This window comes from Candidatus Palauibacter sp., assembly GCF_965222475.1.
In the GTDB taxonomy this organism is placed as follows: domain Bacteria; phylum Gemmatimonadota; class Gemmatimonadetes; order Palauibacterales; family Palauibacteraceae; genus Palauibacter.
The window spans coordinates 886,479-903,159 of sequence record NZ_CBDCUB010000001.1; the positions used below are offsets into that span (position 1 = coordinate 886,479).

19 protein-coding genes are annotated in these 16,681 nt (G+C 68.9%); 17 read left to right on the forward strand and 2 right to left on the reverse strand.

All coding sequences use genetic code 11. The annotated features are described in order from the left end of the window. The first annotated feature begins 52 nt into the window (after positions 1-52). The 4 genes from moaA to dcd all read left to right on the forward strand — a co-directional run bounded on the left by moaA (position 53) and on the right by dcd (position 2,273). Positions 53-1,033 carry a GTP 3',8-cyclase MoaA gene (gene moaA / locus ACOQPP_RS03855; protein WP_420635899.1) on the forward strand — a complete coding sequence of 327 codons (981 nt, stop codon included), beginning with the start codon at positions 53-55 and terminating at the stop codon, positions 1,031-1,033. 43 nt (positions 1,034-1,076) lie between these two features. Then, positions 1,077-1,316, forward strand: coding sequence for a hypothetical protein (locus tag ACOQPP_RS03860; RefSeq protein ID WP_419166559.1), 240 nt, complete (start codon positions 1,077-1,079; stop codon positions 1,314-1,316). A gap of 62 nt (positions 1,317-1,378) precedes the next feature. Then, positions 1,379-1,702, forward strand: a complete 324-nt coding sequence (locus ACOQPP_RS03865) for a DUF423 domain-containing protein (RefSeq protein ID WP_419166558.1) — start codon at positions 1,379-1,381, stop codon at positions 1,700-1,702. Between the two features lie 16 nt (positions 1,703-1,718). After that, entirely contained in the window at positions 1,719-2,273 is a 555-nt protein-coding gene (dcd, locus tag ACOQPP_RS03870) for a dCTP deaminase (RefSeq protein ID WP_419166557.1), read from the forward strand. Here the strand turns inward: dcd and ACOQPP_RS03875 are convergent. Both ACOQPP_RS03875 and ACOQPP_RS03880 read right to left on the reverse strand, forming a co-directional pair. Beyond that, entirely contained in the window at positions 2,270-3,154 is an 885-nt protein-coding gene (locus ACOQPP_RS03875; protein ID WP_419166556.1) for an alpha/beta fold hydrolase, read from the reverse strand. The two genes, dcd and ACOQPP_RS03875, sit on opposite strands and share 4 nt — an antisense overlap. Then, a complete protein-coding gene (locus tag ACOQPP_RS03880; RefSeq protein WP_419166555.1) occupies positions 3,151-3,711 on the reverse strand; it encodes a methyltransferase family protein in 561 nt (186 codons plus the stop codon). The genes ACOQPP_RS03875 and ACOQPP_RS03880 overlap by 4 nt, the downstream gene beginning before the upstream one ends. Positions 3,712-3,902: 191 nt before the next feature. On the opposite strand from ACOQPP_RS03880, the gene ndhC reads away from it, so the two are divergent. The 13 genes from ndhC (at position 3,903) to ACOQPP_RS03945 (ending at position 16,681) form a co-directional block, all read left to right on the forward strand. Continuing rightward, positions 3,903-4,259, forward strand: a complete 357-nt coding sequence (gene ndhC, locus ACOQPP_RS03885) for an NADH-quinone oxidoreductase subunit A (RefSeq protein WP_419166554.1) — start codon at positions 3,903-3,905, stop codon at positions 4,257-4,259. 127 nt (positions 4,260-4,386) lie between these two features. Next, positions 4,387-5,010, forward strand: coding sequence for an NADH-quinone oxidoreductase subunit B (locus ACOQPP_RS03890; RefSeq protein ID WP_419166630.1), 624 nt, complete (start codon positions 4,387-4,389; stop codon positions 5,008-5,010). Between the two features lie 16 nt (positions 5,011-5,026). Next, entirely contained in the window at positions 5,027-6,901 is a 1,875-nt protein-coding gene (gene nuoD, locus ACOQPP_RS03895) for an NADH dehydrogenase (quinone) subunit D (protein WP_419166553.1), read from the forward strand. Continuing rightward, a complete protein-coding gene (locus tag ACOQPP_RS03900) occupies positions 6,898-7,485 on the forward strand; it encodes an NAD(P)H-dependent oxidoreductase subunit E (protein ID WP_419166552.1) in 588 nt (195 codons plus the stop codon). The genes nuoD and ACOQPP_RS03900 overlap by 4 nt, the downstream gene beginning before the upstream one ends. Then, on the forward strand, positions 7,482-8,771 hold the full coding sequence (nuoF, locus tag ACOQPP_RS03905; protein ID WP_419166551.1) for an NADH-quinone oxidoreductase subunit NuoF: 1,290 nt from the start codon (positions 7,482-7,484) through the stop codon (positions 8,769-8,771). The genes ACOQPP_RS03900 and nuoF overlap by 4 nt, the downstream gene beginning before the upstream one ends. A gap of 3 nt (positions 8,772-8,774) precedes the next feature. After that, the gene (locus ACOQPP_RS03910) at positions 8,775-10,373 is read left to right on the forward strand and encodes a molybdopterin-dependent oxidoreductase (protein WP_419166550.1); all 1,599 of its coding nucleotides are present in this window, start codon (positions 8,775-8,777) and stop codon (positions 10,371-10,373) included. Continuing rightward, positions 10,370-11,647, forward strand: coding sequence for a complex I subunit 1/NuoH family protein (locus tag ACOQPP_RS03915; RefSeq protein WP_419166549.1), 1,278 nt, complete (start codon positions 10,370-10,372; stop codon positions 11,645-11,647). The genes ACOQPP_RS03910 and ACOQPP_RS03915 overlap by 4 nt, the downstream gene beginning before the upstream one ends. A gap of 72 nt (positions 11,648-11,719) precedes the next feature. Further along, on the forward strand, positions 11,720-12,145 hold the full coding sequence (locus ACOQPP_RS03920; RefSeq protein WP_419166629.1) for a NuoI/complex I 23 kDa subunit family protein: 426 nt from the start codon (positions 11,720-11,722) through the stop codon (positions 12,143-12,145). 31 nt (positions 12,146-12,176) lie between these two features. Then, on the forward strand, positions 12,177-12,704 hold the full coding sequence (locus ACOQPP_RS03925) for an NADH-quinone oxidoreductase subunit J (RefSeq protein ID WP_419166548.1): 528 nt from the start codon (positions 12,177-12,179) through the stop codon (positions 12,702-12,704). After that, positions 12,701-13,030, forward strand: coding sequence for an NADH-quinone oxidoreductase subunit NuoK (gene nuoK, locus ACOQPP_RS03930; RefSeq protein ID WP_419166547.1), 330 nt, complete (start codon positions 12,701-12,703; stop codon positions 13,028-13,030). The genes ACOQPP_RS03925 and nuoK overlap by 4 nt, the downstream gene beginning before the upstream one ends. Continuing rightward, a complete protein-coding gene (locus ACOQPP_RS03935; protein WP_420635900.1) occupies positions 13,027-15,144 on the forward strand; it encodes an NADH-quinone oxidoreductase subunit L in 2,118 nt (705 codons plus the stop codon). Before nuoK ends, ACOQPP_RS03935 begins: the two co-directional genes overlap by 4 nt. After that, complete coding sequence (locus ACOQPP_RS03940; RefSeq protein WP_420635901.1) at positions 15,141-15,518, forward strand: hypothetical protein; 378 nt, start codon at positions 15,141-15,143, stop codon at positions 15,516-15,518. Before ACOQPP_RS03935 ends, ACOQPP_RS03940 begins: the two co-directional genes overlap by 4 nt. Then, on the forward strand, positions 15,491-16,681 hold the full coding sequence (locus ACOQPP_RS03945) for a complex I subunit 4 family protein (RefSeq protein WP_420635902.1): 1,191 nt from the start codon (positions 15,491-15,493) through the stop codon (positions 16,679-16,681). The genes ACOQPP_RS03940 and ACOQPP_RS03945 overlap by 28 nt, the downstream gene beginning before the upstream one ends.

The following is a 16,681-nucleotide window of genomic DNA, read 5'->3' on the forward strand; positions in this document are numbered from 1 at the left end:
CCGGATCCCCGGGACTGTCGGTGAGAGGGAACTTGCGTTCATCTTCGGTGCCATGAGAGACCAGTTCGGCCGCCGCATCCAGTATCTTCGCATCTCGGTCACGGACCGGTGCAACCTCCGGTGCACGTACTGCATGCCGGAGGAAGGGCTCGCCTGGATCCCGAAGCCGGAGATGCTCGCGTACGAGGAAATCCGGGAAATCGTCCGCCAGATGGCGGATATGGGCCTGGAACGGGTCCGCATCACCGGCGGAGAACCCCTCGTCCGCAAGGACCTCCCGGACCTCGTCCGGATGATCGCCGCGGTGCCCGGCATTAACGACATCTCGCTCTCCACCAACGCGATCCTGCTGCCGCGATTCGCGGAGGCGCTGCGAGAAGCGGGCGTGCATCGGGTGAACATCAGCCTCGATACGCTCGACCGCGATCGCTTCGTCGAGATCGCCCGGCGCCCGGCGCGGCGCTTCGACGAGACGATGACGGGGATCCGCGCCGCCGAGCATGTGGGGTTCGCGCCGATCAAGATCAACTGCGTCATCATGCGGGGGCTCAACGACCACGAGGTGGCCGACTTCGCCGCCATCACCCGCGAGCGCCCGTGGCACGTTCGCTTCATCGAGCTGATGCCGGTGGGGGAGAACCTTCATCTGACCGACCGGTTCATATCCACCGACGAGGTGCTGGAACGGATCCGCGCCATCGACCGGTTGCTGCCCGACCCGGGGCCGCGCGGCAATGGACCCGCGGTGTACTACCGCTTCCCGGACGGCGCGGGCACGGTGGGTGTGATCACCCCGTTGTCCCACAACTACTGTGAGCGGTGCAACCGGATGCGGCTGACGGCCGACGGCAAGCTGCGCACCTGCCTGTTCGGGGATCACGAAGTGGACCTCAAAGGGCCGCTGCGCGAGACGGGCAGCATCGAGGCTGCGGTAGCGCGGGCGCTCGCCGGCAAGCCGAAGCGTCACTATCTGGAGCTGGGTACGGCGGCCGGAAGCGGGGGGCTCGCCGCGCTGAGCCAGGTGGGCGGCTGATGGGCCGGGCCGACGTGCGACTCGCGGGTTCGGAGGGCGTTGCATGAACTACGAGGAGCGCCTCCGGCACCGGGACCTCACGGAGCGCGCCACGCGGCTGCGCGAGAAGTTGGAGGAAGGGGATGATGGCGGGGCCCTCCTGCTCCGCACGGAGGGGCGCGAACTGGTGGTGCTCCTGGAAGAGACGCTGGCCCAGATCAGCCCGGAACGCTGGGACCGGATCATGGAAGCCATCGTCGACGAGGCCACGCGGCGAACCCGCGCTCCCTCGTTGTTCGACTGATCGCCGCCGGTTCGCAGCACCGCCGTCTCCTCGGGTTCGCTTTCCTGCTCGCCGGCCTGGGGGTGGTCGCGAGCGCCTTCGGGGCGCACACCCTCGAGGACCGCCTGGCGGCGGACGCCCTTGCCGTCTTCGAGACGGCGGCCCGCATGCACATGCTGCACGCCCTCGGTCTGGCCCTGCTCGGCCTGGCGGCCGCGCGCTGGCCCGGCGCCGGCTGGCAGGGCCCCGCGGTACTCATGCTGAGCGGCGTGGCCGTGTTCAGCGGCAGCCTCTACGCCCTCTCCCTGTCCGGAATCGGGTGGCTGGGCGCGATCGCGCCGATCGGCGGCGCGGCGCTCATCGCCGCCTGGGGCTGGGCGTCCTGGATCGCATTCACGCGCACCTGACAACCCGAGAGGTCCGATGGCGATCAAGAGCGACGGCTGGATCCGCCGCATGGCCCGCCAACACGGGATGATCGAGCCGTTCGCCGACCGCCAGGTCCGCGATGGCGTCATCTCCTACGGCGTGAGCAGCTACGGCTACGACATGCGGGTGGCAGACGAGTTCCGGATCTTCCACAACGCGCTCTTCCCGGTGGTCGACCCCAAGGCGTTCGATGAGCGTTCGTTCCTCGAATTCAACGGGGATGTCTGCATCATCCCCCCGAACTCCTTCGCACTCGCGCGCTCGATCGAGTACTTCCGGATCCCCCGACAAGTGCTCACGATCTGCGTCGGGAAGAGCACCTACGCCCGCTGCGGCCTCATCGTGAACGTGACGCCCTTCGAGCCGGAGTGGGAGGGGCACGTGACGCTGGAGATCTCGAACACGACCCCGCTTCCCGCCCGGGTGTACGCGAACGAGGGGATCGCGCAGGTGCTCTTCTTCGAGTCGGACGAAGTGTGCGAGGTGAGCTACGCGGACAAGGCCGGCAAGTACCAGGGCCAGACCGGAGTCACGCCGCCGAAGCTCTAGCAGCCCGGGGTAAGGCCGGCGGCCAGCTCCGCAAGCAGGCGGGCCAGCCGCCTCGGGTATTGCTCGGTGAGCACATGCCCCCCGTCGGGATAGACGGTGATATCGCACCCGAGGCGTGCGGCGAGGCCCCGGGCCGCGACGACCGGAATCCGGGGGTCGCGCGCCCCCGTCACGACGTGTGCCGCGAGGGGCCGATCCGGCATGCGGCCCTCCAGATCGGCCGGCCGCCAGTCGGCGAGGATGCGCATGAGCGTGCGCGCGCGCGCCGGATCCGCCCAGGGTCGGGCGTACGCCTCCACGAGGGCCGGCGGAGCCCTGAACGCGGGACCGCCCGCGCGCATCAGCACCAGACGGCCGATGTGCCCGTGCAGCGGCGCGAACATGTTCCCGACGGCCCGCCTTACCGGTTCCGAGCCGAGGAGGCCGAGGACCGGAGGGCGGCGGATGTCGGTCGCGACCGGATTCGCGAGCAGCAGCCCGCGGACGGCCGGCTCGACGCCGGCGAGCGCCAGCGCCACGGCGGCGCCCTGCGAGTGGCCGGCGACGAGCCGCGGCGCCCCCCCGTGCGGAGCGAGCGCCCGGATGACTTCTCGAATCCGGCGTACTTCGTCGTCGAGGGTGTAGGACAGCCCCGGAGACGCCTCGGAAGCCCCCCGACCGAGCAGGTCGGGGAGCCAGCACATCCAGCCGGGATGCTCCGCGACGAAGGCCTCCGCGACCGAGCGCCACGCGCGGCCGTGGGCACTGACCCCGTGCAGGAAGAGGACGGGGCGCCCCTCACCGAGGATCGTTACCCGCACCGTACCATCGCCGATCTCGACGTCCCGGACGAGGCAGGTCTCCTGATCGGGGCGGTCGGCTGCGGTCGGCCCGGGACTCACGGAAACCGCGGAATCTTCCGCAGGTACTCCCGGTATTCGGCGCCGTACTGCTCTTCCAGCCAGGGCTCCTCCGCGAGCGGTGCCTCGCGGAAGATGAAGGCGAGGAACAGGTGGGTGATCCACACGAACAGGGAGTTCGCCATGAAGCCTACACCGACGAAGAAGACGATGTCTCCGAGGTACTGCGGGTTTCTCGTGAACCGGTACGGTCCCGAGGACACAAACCTTCCCCTCACTCCCGATGTGTTCGTCCACCCCGCCGTGGCGACCGCCCAGGCCGCGAGCAGTCCCCCAAGCAGCGTCAGAGGGATGCCGGCGACGAAGCGCAGGGGACTGCGGAAAACCCAGGAATTCCAGTCGAAGAAGAGCAGGGCGGCTCCGATCCCGAAGGCCGCGTAGAAACCCATCCATATCAGCCGGTACTGCCAGGACCGCGGCTGAGGGGGAGGCCAGATGCGCCTTTCCGGCCAGACCGCGGACGCAACAGCCCCGACCAGCAGGAGGCCGAGAATGACGACATCCACCGCGAACAGGATGACTGCGATGTCCGGGTTCATACTTCTTCTCCGCACGATTACGGCCCGAGCCCATGGAGAGCGTAAGCCCTCCTCTGACGCGCCCGCAAACCGTCGAACGGGCGCCGTTCCGGGCCCCCCGTTCACGCTTGCCGGGCCTACTCCTCCGCGATACCTTCGCGGCGCGGGAAAGTGAAGAAATTCACAAGCTCGCACGAGAGGAGCGCACCCCCTTGCTCGACCCATATCTCGGCATCCTGATCCTCGGATTGGTCGGCGTGCTGAACGCGGCCGCGATGATGGGCGTATCGCACCTTCTGGGCTCCCGGCGGCCGACGCCGGTGAAGGCGAGCCCGTACGAATCGGGGATCCCTCCCCTCGGAAGCACGCGAGAGCGCTTCTCCGTAAACTTCTACATCGTGGCGATGCTATTCATCGTCCTCGACATCGAGACGCTCTTCCTGATTCCGTGGGCCGTGATCTTCCGGGAACTGGGGATGGTCGGCTTCCTGGAGATCACCGCGTTCCTCGGCGTCCTCGGCGTCGGCCTCGTGTACGCGTGGAAGAAGGGGGCGCTCGAGTGGGATTGAGCACGGACGTGAACACGGGACTGCGCACGGCGGCGAGGGGAGAGACCGGATGAGGACGCTCGACACGCTGCCCCCCGGCGCGCATCCCGAGGAGGGGCGTCTCGATACGGGGATCCCGCGCAACTGGATGACGACGCGGCTGGACTACGTCGTCAACTGGGCGCGGCGGAACTCGCTGTGGCCGATGCCGTTCGGCACCGCGTGCTGCGCGATCGAGATGATGGCTTCCGCCGCGAGCAAGTACGACATCGGACGCTTCGGGATGGAGCGCATGTCGTTCAGCCCCCGGCAGGCGGATCTGATGATCGTCGCGGGAAGGGTCACCTACAAGCTGGCGCCGGTGCTGCGCCGCGTCTGGGACCAGATGCCGCAGCCCAAGTGGTGCGTGTCGATGGGCGCCTGCGCGAGTTCCGGCGGAATGTTCGACAACTACACGATCGTACAGGGGATCGACACGATCATCCCCGTCGACGTGTACGTACCCGGCTGCCCGCCCCGTCCCGAGGGCCTCATCTACGGCCTCCTCATGATCCAGGAGAAGATCAAGGGAGAATCGCTCGCCGACCCCCGCCCGCGGGACGAAGCGGTTGCGGCCGTGGGCCAGCCGAACCTGCCGCCCGAGACGATTGAACTCGTGGCCCAGCCCTTCGGCAACTCGACGAACCAGAACCGCATGAGCGGGCTCGGGCCGACCTCCGAGGTAGCCCGGTCACGCGACCGGCGCGAGCGCCGGCTCGAACACCGGGATTGATCGGGGCGCCCCGGCAGTGACGACCGCGACGACGGCCGCGTCGCCCGGCATGGTGAGCGCGGCGCCATTCGACGGGGACGCCGCGAACCACCCCTCGGTCCGCGCGCTGCGCGACCGCTTCGCCGACGGAGTCCGGCGCGTGGAGCGTGACGCGCTCGGCTACCCCGTGGTGTGGATCGATCCTCGCCTCAACGCCGAGGTCCTCCGCTTCCTGCGCGAGACGCCGGACCAGGCGTACGACTTCCTCGCCGACATCATGGGTGCGCACGCGGGCATCGGCGCTCCCATCCAGGTCTGGTACCAGCTCTGGTCCATGGGTCACGGCCGTCAGCTCCGGGTCGCGTGCGAGGTGCCGCTGCACGACCTCGAACTCGACACGGTGACGGACCAGTGGCTCACGGCCGACTGGCTGGAGCGCGAGACGTGGGACATGTACGGCGTGAGTTTCCGGGGCCACCCCGACCTGCGTCGCATCCTCATGCCGGAGAACTACGAGGAGGGCTTCCCGCTCCGGAAGGACTTCCCCCTCCGCGGCCGCTTCAGCCGCTCCGCGCAGGTGAGCCGGGCGCTCTCCCGCGACCTCGTCGACATCTACGCCGTCGAGGAGCTGGAGATGGCGGGCTACACGGTCACCGAAGAGGGGGACGTGCGGCCGCCGCCGGCCGGTGAGACGGAGGCCGGGATCCGGGAACTGGAGCTCGGCGAGAAGCCCGAGGACGCGCTGGAGGGCGCGCCGATCCTCATCAACATGGGGCCGCAGCACCCGGCCACGCACGGCGTGCTGCGCCTCGTGCTGCAGCTCGACGGGGAGCGCGTGATCCGCTGCGTCCCGCACATCGGCTACCTCCATACCGGCTTCGAGAAGACGTGCGAGTACCGCGAGTGGAACCAGTGCGTCCCCTACACGGACCGCATGGACTACCTCGCGCCGATGCTCTACAACATCGGCTACGCGGGGGCCGTGGAGGCGCTCCTCGGCGTCGAGATCACGGAGCGCTGCCGCGTCGTCCGGGTCATCCTCGGCGAACTGAACCGGATTCTCGGACACCTCCTGTGGCTGGGGACGACGGCGATCGACATCGGCGCGTTCTCCGTCTTCCTCTACACCTTCCAGGAGCGCGAGCGCATCTACAACCTGCACGAAGCCTACACGGGGGGGCGGATCACGACCTCCGTCACGCGGGTGGGCGGGATGATGGCGGACCTGCCGGTCGGCTGGACGGCGGCGGCGCGCGACTTCGCGGCCACCTTCCCGGCCACGCTGGACGAGGTCGAGCGCCTCCTCTCCCGGAACGCGATCTGGCAGGGCCGCACGATGGACATCGGCCTGCTCGAGGCGGACGAGGCGATCAGCTACGGCATCACGGGCCCGACGCTGCGCGCGAGCGGCGTGGCGTACGACGTGCGGAAGGCGCGCCCCTACCTCGGCTACGAGGAGTACGACTTCGACGTACCGGTCGGCACCACGGGCGACGTGTACGACCGGTATCTGGTCCGGGTCGAGGAGATGAAGCAGAGCCTCCGCATCATCGAACAGGCGCTCGACCGGCTCCCGGGCGGACCCATCAACATCGACGACTACCGCATCGTCCTGCCCCCCAAGGGGGAGGCGATGGGATCGATCGACACGATGATATCGCACTTCAAGCTCGTCATGGAGGGCGTCCGCGTCCCCGCCGGCGAGACGTGGTATTCCATCGAGAGTTCGAAGGGGGAACTCGGCTTCGGGATCATCTCCGATGGTGGGACGAAGCCCGTCCGCTGCCGCTTCCGCGGCCCCTCGTTCGTGAACATCGCGGCGTTGCCCGAACTCGTGAGGGACGAACTGGTGGCGGACGTGGTCGCGATCAACGCCTCGCTGGACGTCGTGCTCGGGGAGATCGACCGGTGAGCCGGCGCCTCCATCCCGCCGTCGTGGGGGCACAGCCCTTCCAGTTGACGGCGCGGAAGACGTTCGACGGTCCCATCTTCGAGACGGAGGAAGGGAAGCGCCGCCTCGAGATGGCCCTGTCCCGCTATCCGACGAAGCAGGCGGCGCTCCTCCCCATGCTCGGCTTCGTGCAGGCGGAGAAGGGGTGGATCGAGCCGGGGGACATGGAGCAGGTCGCCGGGGCGCTGGATCTCACGCCCGCCTACGTCCATTCGATCGCGACCTTCTACACGATGTACAACAAGCACCCGGTCGGGCGTCACTTCGTCCAGGTGTGTACGAACATCTCCTGCCACCTGAACCGGGGGGAAGAAGTGCTGGAGCGCTTCCTCGCGGAGACGAAGACCCGGCAGGGCGAGATCTCCGACGATGAAGAGTTCACGGTGATCGAGGCCGAGTGCCTCGGGGCGTGCGGCTTCGCCACGGTCGTGCAGGTCAACGCCCGCTACCTGGAGAGCGTGACGCCGGACTGCGTGCCGGAGATCGTCGCGAACCTCCGCGGCGCGCGCGACGGCGCCGGGTCGGGCGGGGAGGGGGAGGCATGAGCTTCCCGCACCGGAGCGAACTCGAGACCACGACCCCGCTCTCACGGCATCAGGGCGAGGCGGAAGCGCGGACGCTCGACGGATGGCGCGCCGCGGGCGGCTACGAGGCGCTGCGGAAGTCGCTCGGCATGGCGCCCGATGAGGTCACGGACGTCGTGAAGGCCTCCGGGCTGCGCGGACGCGGCGGGGCCGGGTTCCCGACCGGCCTCAAGTGGAGCTTCATGCCGAAGGACGATGGCAAGCCCCACTACCTGTGCTGCAACGCGGACGAGTCCGAGCCCGGCGCCTTCAAGGACCGCGAGGTGATCCGCTGGACGCCCCACCTCCTGATCGAGGGCTGCCTCATCGGCGCGCGCGCGATCGGGGCGGAACACGTCTACATCTACGTGCGGGGCGAGTTCTTCGAGGAGACGGCGGTGCTCAACCGGGCCGTGATCGAGGCCTGCGAGGCCGGGCTCATCGGCCCCGACATCCTCGGCTCCTCCTGGTCGTGCGATCTGACCGTGCACGCCGGCGCCGGCGCCTACATCGCGGGCGAGGAGACGGGGCTCATGAACTCGCTCATGGGCAATCGCGCGGAGCCGTGGGCCAAGCCGCCCTTCCCGGCGCAGGCCGGGGCGTTCGGGATGCCGACCACGGTGAACAACGTCGAGACGCTGGCCGCGGTCCCCATGATCCTCGAGAACGGCGCCGACTGGTATCGGCAGTGGGGGAGCGAGAAGTCGCCGGGGACCAAGCTGTGGAGCTGCTCCGGACACCTCGTGCGGCCGGGGAACTACGAGTTCGCACTCGGCCTTCCGCTGCGGGACATCATCTTCGAGGCCTGCGGGGGCACGCCGTCGGGCAAGCCCGTGAAGGCCGTGATCCCGGGCGGATCGTCGACCGCCTTCCTCACCGGGGACGAACTGGACTGCGCCACGACGTACGAAGGGCTGGCGGAGGCGGGAAGTGCGCTCGGCACGGCTTCCCCGATCGTTATGGACGCCGATACGGACATCGTGGCGGCGATGCGGCGCATCGCGCAGTTCTACGCGCACGAGTCGTGCGGCCAGTGCGTGCAGTGCCGCGAGGGCACCTCCTGGGTCGTGCGCATCCTGCAGCGCATCGAGGCGGGCGACGGCCGCCTCGGCGACATCGACACGCTGTACGAGCTGTGCGAGCAGATGACGGGCCGCACGATCTGCGTGCTGGCCGACAGCGTCGTGTTCCCGCTCCGCTCCTCGCTGGACAAGTTCCGCGCCGACTACGAGGCGCTGATGAAGCCGACCCTGGTCGCGGCGGGGTGACGCATGGCTGAGAACGGAGCCCGGGCGACGATCACGCTCACGATCGACGGCGTCGAAGTCACGGTCCCGCGCGGGACGCGCGTCATCGAGGCCGCGGAGCGCGTGGGCGTCGTGGTGCCGCGCTACTGCTACCACCCCGGGATCCCGACGCGGCCGGCGCAGTGCCGGATGTGTCTGGTGGAGGTCGACGGGCGGCCCAAGCTGGAGGCGTCGTGCACGCTGCAGGCGATGGACGACATGGTCGTGCATACGGCGAGCGACACGGCCCGCACGGCCCGGCAGGCGGTCATCGAGTTCCTGCTCGTGAACCACCCGCTCGACTGCCCGATCTGCGACGCGGCGGGGCAGTGCATGCTGCAGGACTACGCCTACGTCACGAACCAGCTCGAGAGCCGGGTCGACGAGCCCAAGCGGGTCATGGGGCGGGACCGGATCGCCGACGACATCCTCTACTTCGCGGACCGCTGCATCATCTGCACGCGCTGCGTCCGCTTCATGCGGGATGTCGCCGAGGACGACGCGCTCATCGTCGCCCAGCGCGGCGACAAGGCCTACATCGACACCTTCCCGGGCCGCGAACTCGATAACCCGTTCCAGGGGAACATCGTCGACGTGTGTCCGGTGGGGGCGCTCGTGCACGAGGACTTCGTGTTCAAGGCCCGGGCCTGGGACATGGACGCGACGGCGAGCGTGTGCCCGGGGTGCCCGACGGGCTGCAACGTCACGATCGACACCAAGGAGAACCAGATCGTACGGGTCAAGCCGCGGCACAACGCCGCGGTCAACTCCTGGTGGATGTGCGATTACGGCCGGCGCCACCTGGTGATGACGAACCGCGGCGTGCGGGCCGAGGTGCCGCTCATCCGCGACGGAGACGCGCTGAGGCCGGTGGACTGGGCCACAGCCCTCGACTGGCTGGCGCGAAAGCTCAAGGCGGTGGGGGCCCCGGGCGGTCGCGCGCTCGTGTCGCCGGACGCCTCGAACGAGAACCTGTTCTACCTCGGGCGGATCCTCGCGCGGCTGGGCGTCGAGACGGCCGAGTTCCAGGTGAAGCAGGGGGAGACGGCGGCGCTGCCCACCGTGCCGACGCTCAAGCTCCGGGCCGACCGCGCGGCGAACGTCGCGGGGGCCGGGATCTTCGGGGCGCAGCGCGTCGCGGCCCTCTCGAGCGGCGCGGAAGCCGGGGCGCTCGTGGTGCTGGACGACGCGCTGGAAGGCGCCGGCGAGGACTTCGGCGAGGCGGCCGACCTCTTCCTGTACCTCGGGACGCGGCTCCCGGCGGCGGCGCGCAATGCGGACGCGGTGTTCCCGATCGCGACCTTCGCCGAGATGGACGGGTCGTTCACGAACTTCGAGGGGCGCGTGCAGCGCTTCCACCAGGCGCTCACGCCGCCCGGGTCGGCCCGCCCGGCCTGGATGATCCTCAGTCGCGTGCTCGCCCGCCTGGGAGACGGCACGGCCGTGTCCGATATCCGGACCGCGTTCGAGCGGATGGCGGCGGACGTCCCGGCCTTCGAGGGCCTGACGTGGGACGGGATCGGGCTCAAGGGCGCCCCGGCCGCCGGCACGGCCGCCGCGGCCCCGGCGGAGGCCGACGCATGAGCCCGGTTTCCGGCGGCGCCTTCGCCGTGGCCACGCTGCTCAAGGTGGCCGCCTTCTTCACCGTGCTCATGCTCGCCGTCATGCTGTCGACGATCGTGGAACGGAAGGTGGCGGGCTTCATCCAGGACCGGAGCGGCCCCAACCGCGTCGGCCCCTGGGGGCTGCTCCAGGTCATCGCCGACGGGATCAAGAACCTCATCAAGGAAGAGACGATGCCGGCGGAGGCGGTCAAGCCGTTCTTCCTGCTGGCGCCGGTGCTCGCGATCCTCCCGGCCACGATCCTGTTCGCCGTCATCCCGTTCGGCTCCCCGCTCCCCACGCCGTGGGGGCTCGTGGAGATGATCGTGGCGGACGTCCCGATCGGCTTCCTCTACGTGCTTGCGATCGGCTCGATCGGCGTGTACGGGGTCGCGATGGGCGGCTGGGCCTCCGGCTCCAAGTACTCGCTCCTGGGCGGCCTGCGCGGCTCCGCGCAGATGGTGAGCTACGAGGTCGCGCTCGCGCTGAGCCTCGTCCCGCTCATCCTCCTCACCGGGGATGTGCGGGCGCCCGAGATCGTCTCGATGCAGCAGACGTTCACCGCCGGACCCGCGACCTACGCGACGTGGTTCGTCTTCCCGCTCCTCGTCGGACTCTTCTTCTTCTTCATTTCGGGTCTCGCGGAGACGAACCGGCTCCCCTTCGATCTGCCGGAAGCCGAAGCCGAACTCATCACCGGATACCACACCGAATACTCGGCGATGAAGTTCTCGATGTTCATGATCGGCGAGTTCGCGCACGTGATCACGGTCGCCGCGCTCGTCACCGTCTTCTTCCTCGGCGGGTGGGACATCCCGTTCTGGCAGGGGGACAATATCCGGGTGCTCTCCGACGGGACGGTGATCGGGACGCCCACGTGGTGGAAGACGCTCCTCACGCTGGGCGCCTTCGCGACGAAGACGGCGCTCGTCGTCCTCGTCTTCGTCTGGATCCGCTGGACGCTGCCGCGTTTCCGCTACGACCAGCTCATGGATCTGGGCTGGAAGTTCATGCTCGAAGCGGTGACGGTGTACATCCTCGTCATCGCCTTGGTCATCCTCGGGATCGAAGCCGTGGGGATCCCGGCCGGCGGCTGGTACGCGTTCGTGCTCTTCGTCGTGAACCTGGCCCTCGCGGGGGCGATCTTCTTCGCCATGGACCGGGGGACGCTGATTCGCGGCGCCGCCAAGGGAACGACACAGCCCGGCGATGCGCCGGAAGGCCACGCAGGCGGCGGCGAAAGCCAGGGAGGTTAGATGCCAGGGGAAGTCAGGATTGTGGAGCGGCCGCGCGCCGAAGGCTCGTACGTGAGGGCGGCGGCGAAGGGGATGTCGATCACGCTGCGGCACCTCCTCAAGCCCCGCACGAAGACGCAGCAGTACCCGGACGAGAAGTGGGAACTCGCGCCCCGTACGCGCGGCACCCATCGCATGGCGGTACACGAGGACGGGCGCGCGAAGTGCGTCGCCTGCGGCCTGTGTCCGACCGTGTGCCCGGTGAACTGCATCAAGCTCGTGCCGGCGGAGGACGAGAACGGCGAGCGCTACGCGGCGATCTACGAGATCGACGAGTTCCGCTGCATCTTCTGCGGCTACTGCCAGGAGGTGTGCCCGGTGGAGGCGATCCACCTCGGGGTGCACTACGAGAACGCGGAGTACTCCCGCGAGCGCTGGGTCTACGACCTCGAGCGGCTCGCCGAACAGGAGCACCCCGTGACGGCGCTGTGGGATCCGCAGGACCCGGCGTCGCAGTGACGCCGCGGTTGCTGTCACGGTTGATGTCGCGATGATCGAGGACTTCCTCTTCCAGGCCTTCGCGGCGAGCGCGATTCTGGGGGCCGTGCTCATGGTCACGCGCCGGAATCCCGTCACCGCGGTCGTCTTCCTGGTCGCCGTCTTCTTCGCCACCTCCGGCATGTTCCTCATGCTGGACGCGCACTACATCGCGGCGATCAACGTGATCCTGTACGGCGGGGCCATCATGGTCCTGTTCCTGTTCGTCATCATGCTCCTGAACCTCGGTCACGCGGAGTGGCGCGATCTGCGCGGGCCGATCGGCGGCCTCGTGGGCGGATCCATCGCGATCGCGTTCCTGGGGGTGCTGACGCGGCTCTTCGTGGGGGGGGCGGAGGCGCGGCCGGCCGTGGAGGTGGCGGGGAATGCGCTGCGGGCGGCCGCCGCCGAACAGGGCGTGATCGGCATCGTGGCCCGGCCGCTCTTCCAGGAGTACGTCATCGTGCTCGAGGTGACCGGCGTGCTGCTCCTCGTCTCGATCGTGGGCACGATCCTCCTCGCGCGCAGGGAACGGACGTGAGCGAGGCCGGGCTGGCGGGCGCCCTCGGGCTGCACGGGCTCATCGCCCTCTTCGTGAGCGCGATCCTGTTCTCGGTCGGCATCATCGGGGTGCTGCTGCGCCGGAACGCGATCATCGTGTTCATGTGCGTCGAACTGATGCTCAACGCGGCGAACCTGTCGCTCGTCGCGTTCTCGCGCATGCACGGGATCGAGGGCCAGATCTTCGTCTTCTTCGTGATGGCCGTCGCCGCGGCCGAGGCCGCCGTCGGGCTCGCGATCATCATCGCGATCTTCCGCCACTACGAGGTCGTGGACCTCGATCGCTTCCGGCTGCTGAAATGGTGAGCATCGCGAGCGGGGTCCTGAGCGGGGCGGGGGCGCTTCCGCCGGGAGCCGCCGCGCTCGCGGCGCAGGAGGGCGCGGGAACGGCGTTCCATCCGGTACTCCCGTGGCTCATCCTCGCTTTGCCGCTGCTCGGGGCCGTCGTCAACGGTCTCGGCGCCTTCCTGTGGCGGGACGACAAGCGGATCCCGTCCATCGTCGGACCCGCGGCGCTGCTCCTGAGCTTCAACGTCGTCCTCATCAACTTCATTCGGATGAACGGCGCCGAACTGCACGGGGCGGAGGTGGTGCGCCTGTGGAGCTGGATCGTCTCCGGGGATCTCCATGTCGGCGTCGATCTGCAGTTCGACCAGCTCTCGATGCTGATGTGTATGGTCGTGACCGGGGTGGGAAGTCTGATCCACATCTACTCCGTCGGCTACATGCGCGATGACCCGGGCTACTCGCGCTACTTCTCGTACCTGAACCTGTTCGTCTTCTTCATGCTGGTCCTCGTCCTCGGGGCCAGCCTGCCGCTGATGTTCGTGGGCTGGGAGGGCGTGGGGCTGTGCTCGTACCTCCTCATCGGCTTCTGGTACGAGAACCGGGAGTACGCGAACGCGGGCAAGAAGGCGTTCATCATGAACCGGATCGGCGACGCGGGCTTCCTCGTCGCCATGTTCCTCCTCTTCGTGAGCTTCGGGACGCTCGACTTCGTCCCCCTCCTCGGTGCGGCGGAAGGGACGCTGGCCTACGGCGGGGTCCTCGTGACCGGGATCACGTTGCTCCTTTTCCTGGGCTGCACCGGGAAGTCGGCGCAGATTCCGCTCCACACGTGGCTGCCCGACGCGATGGCGGGGCCGACGCCCGTCTCCGCGCTCATCCACGCGGCGACCATGGTGACGGCGGGCGTCTATCTCATCGCGCGCACGAGCGTGCTGTTCGCCCTCGCGCCCGTGTCCCAGGGCGTGGTGGCGGCGGTGGGGGCGGGGACGGCGCTGTTCGCGGCCTCGATCGCGATCCGGCAGTACGACATCAAGAAGGTCCTCGCCTACTCCACGATCTCGCAGCTCGGCTACATGTTCCTCGCCATCGGCGTGGGGGCGTTCACGGCCGGCGTCTTCCATCTGATGACGCACGCCTTCTTCAAGGCGCTCCTCTTCCTGGGCGCCGGCGCCGTGATCCACGCGGTCCACCACGCGTGGTCGCACGGCGCCGGCGGCGACGCGCACGGCGATGGGGAGGGGGACGGACAGCACGGGGATCCCAACGACATGCGGAACCACGGGGGCCTGCGGGCGTTCATGCCCCGCACGTGGATCTTCATGTGGATCGCGACGCTCGCGATCGCGGGGGTGCCGCCGCTGGCCGGGTTCTTCTCGAAGGACGAGATCATCTGGTACGCGGGTGCCTACGGGTATCCCGTCCTGTGGGGGGTCGCGCTGGCCACGGCGCTCCTCACGGCGGTGTACATGACCCGCCTCATGGTCATGACCTTCCACGGGAAGAACCGCACCTTCGGCCACGCGGGAACGGCGGAAGCGGGACGGCGACTGCACGAAGTGCCGCTGGTCATGTGGGGGCCGCTGGCCCTGCTCGCCCTGCTCTCGGTGGTGGGCGGCTGGGCGAACATCCCCGAGGCACTCCCCGTGCTCCCGGCCGTCGACTGGCTGCACCACTGGCTCGAGCCCGTGTTCGAGCCCGCGATCGCGATCGCCGAGGCGAGAGGCCTCGTGGCCGAGCACCACGCGCCCGCGGGCGGCGGGGAAGCTCTGTGGGCCGGGATCTCCGCCGTCATCGCGATCGTGGCCGTGACCGCGACGGTCAGGGTCCTCTCTCCGAAGCCCGTGCCCACGGAGGCCGAGGCCGTGGCGCCGACCGGGTTCGCGCGCCTGCTGCACGACAAGTGGTACGTCGATGAACTCTACGACCGCATGATCGTGCGGCCCTCGCTCGCCCTGTGGCGCGCCTGCTGGCGGATCGTGGACGCGGGGCTCATCGACGGCGCCGTGAACGGGGTGGGGCGCGGCGCCCGCCTCCTCGGCTGGGCCGGCGGACAGCTGCAGAGCGGCCGCGTGACGACCTACCTCGTCGTGTTCATGCTCGGCGCCCTGCTCGTCCTGAGCGTGCTCGCATGACGACCCTGTACGAGGGGCACTGGATCCTGACCGCGCTCGTGGTCCTCCCGCTGCTCGGCGGGGTGGCCTGCCTCCTGGCGCCTGAAGCGCGGGCGAAGATGATCGCGCTCGGCACGACGCTCTTCCTGTTCGCGCTCTCGCTGCCGCTGTTCTGGACCTTCGACACGGCCGAGCCGGGCTTCCAGAACCAGGTCTCGATCCCCTGGGTCGAGGCGTGGGGCATCTCGTACTCCGTGGGCGTGGACGGGATCTCGATCCTCATGATCCTGCTCACGACCTTCATCATGCCGCTCTCGGTGGCGGGTCGTTCTCCCATATCACGCGGCGGGAGCGGGCCTTCTACGCGATGCTGCTCTTCCTCACGACGGGGATGATCGGGGTCTTCGTGGCCCTCGATCTCTTCCTCTTCTACGTGTTCTGGGAGATCATGCTGATCCCGATGTACTTCCTGATCGGGATCTGGGGCGGGAAGCGGCGCATCTACTCCGCGGTGAAGTTCTTCCTCTACACGGCGACGGGATCGCTCCTCATGCTGGTCGCGATCGTGACCCTCGCGTGGCTGTTCCGGAGCGGCGCCGGGGGGTGGAGCTTCGCCTACGAGGACCTGCTCTCGGTCGATCTCGCGCGCCGCACGCAATTGTGGCTCTTCGCCGGCTTCGCGCTCGCGTTCGCGATCAAGGTCCCCCTCTTCCCCTTCCACACCTGGCTTCCGGACGCGCACGTGGAGGCGCCCACGGCGGGTTCGGTGATCCTGGCGGGGGTACTGCTCAAGATGGGCGTGTACGGGTTCCTGCGGTTCGGGCTCCCCTTCTTCCCGGCGGCGGCGACGGACCCGGCGGTCGTGAACACGATGATGGCGCTCGGCGTGATCGGAATCCTCTACGCAGCCTGGGTGGCGGCGGTCCAGCCCGACGCGAAGAAGCTCATCGCCTACACGTCGGTGGCGCACCTCGGCTTCGTCGTGCTCGGCGTGTTCGGACTCACCACGCAGGGGATCGAGGGCGGGATCCTGCAGATGGTGAACCACGGCATCTCGACCGGGGCCCTCTTCCTCCTCATCGGGATGCTGTACGAGCGGCGCCACTCCCGCCTGATCGCGGACTTCGGCGGCATCGCGAAGGTGATGCCGCTGTTCGCCTTCGCGCTCGTGGTCGTCGCGCTGTCGTCCGTGGGCCTTCCGGGCACGAACGGCTTCGTGGGCGAGTTCCTGATCCTGCTGGGGACGTTCCGCACCCACCCGTGGATCGCCGCCGTCGCCACGACCGGCGTCATCTTCGCCGCCTGCTACATGCTGCCCATGGTGCAGCGCGTGCTGTTCAACCGGCTGGAGCGCGACGAAAACCGGTCGCTGCGCGACGTGAACGGCCGCGAACGGCTGATCCTCGCGCCGCTCCTGGTGCTGATCCTCCTCATGGGGGTGTGGCCGGGGCCGTTCCTGAACCGGACGCGGGCCTCCGTAGAGGCCCTCATCGAGCACGTGGAGGCGCGGACGGCCATCGTCCAGGTGGATGCCGCCGAGGCCGGGGGAGGGGAGTGA

Excerpts from the sequence above, each read along its gene's own strand:
- ACOQPP_RS03880 (WP_419166555.1), bottom strand. The coding sequence starts at position 3,711 with ATGAACCCGGACATCGCAGTCATCCTGTTCGCGGTGGATGTCGTCATT.
- ACOQPP_RS03925 (WP_419166548.1), top strand. The coding sequence starts at position 12,177 with ATGATCGAGGACTTCCTCTTCCAGGCCTTCGCGGCGAGCGCGATTCTG.
- ACOQPP_RS03945 (WP_420635902.1), top strand. The coding sequence starts at position 15,491 with ATGCTGCTCTTCCTCACGACGGGGATGATCGGGGTCTTCGTGGCCCTC.
- ACOQPP_RS03920 (WP_419166629.1), top strand. The coding sequence starts at position 11,720 with ATGTCGATCACGCTGCGGCACCTCCTCAAGCCCCGCACGAAGACGCAG.
- dcd (WP_419166557.1), top strand. The coding sequence starts at position 1,719 with ATGGCGATCAAGAGCGACGGCTGGATCCGCCGCATGGCCCGCCAACAC.
- ACOQPP_RS03910 (WP_419166550.1), top strand. The coding sequence starts at position 8,775 with ATGGCTGAGAACGGAGCCCGGGCGACGATCACGCTCACGATCGACGGC.
- ACOQPP_RS03860 (WP_419166559.1), top strand. The coding sequence starts at position 1,077 with ATGAACTACGAGGAGCGCCTCCGGCACCGGGACCTCACGGAGCGCGCC.
- moaA (WP_420635899.1), top strand. The coding sequence starts at position 53 with ATGAGAGACCAGTTCGGCCGCCGCATCCAGTATCTTCGCATCTCGGTC.
- ACOQPP_RS03915 (WP_419166549.1), top strand. The coding sequence starts at position 10,370 with ATGAGCCCGGTTTCCGGCGGCGCCTTCGCCGTGGCCACGCTGCTCAAG.
- nuoF (WP_419166551.1), top strand. The coding sequence starts at position 7,482 with ATGAGCTTCCCGCACCGGAGCGAACTCGAGACCACGACCCCGCTCTCA.
- ACOQPP_RS03940 (WP_420635901.1), top strand. The coding sequence starts at position 15,141 with ATGACGACCCTGTACGAGGGGCACTGGATCCTGACCGCGCTCGTGGTC.
- ACOQPP_RS03890 (WP_419166630.1), top strand. The coding sequence starts at position 4,387 with ATGACGACGCGGCTGGACTACGTCGTCAACTGGGCGCGGCGGAACTCG.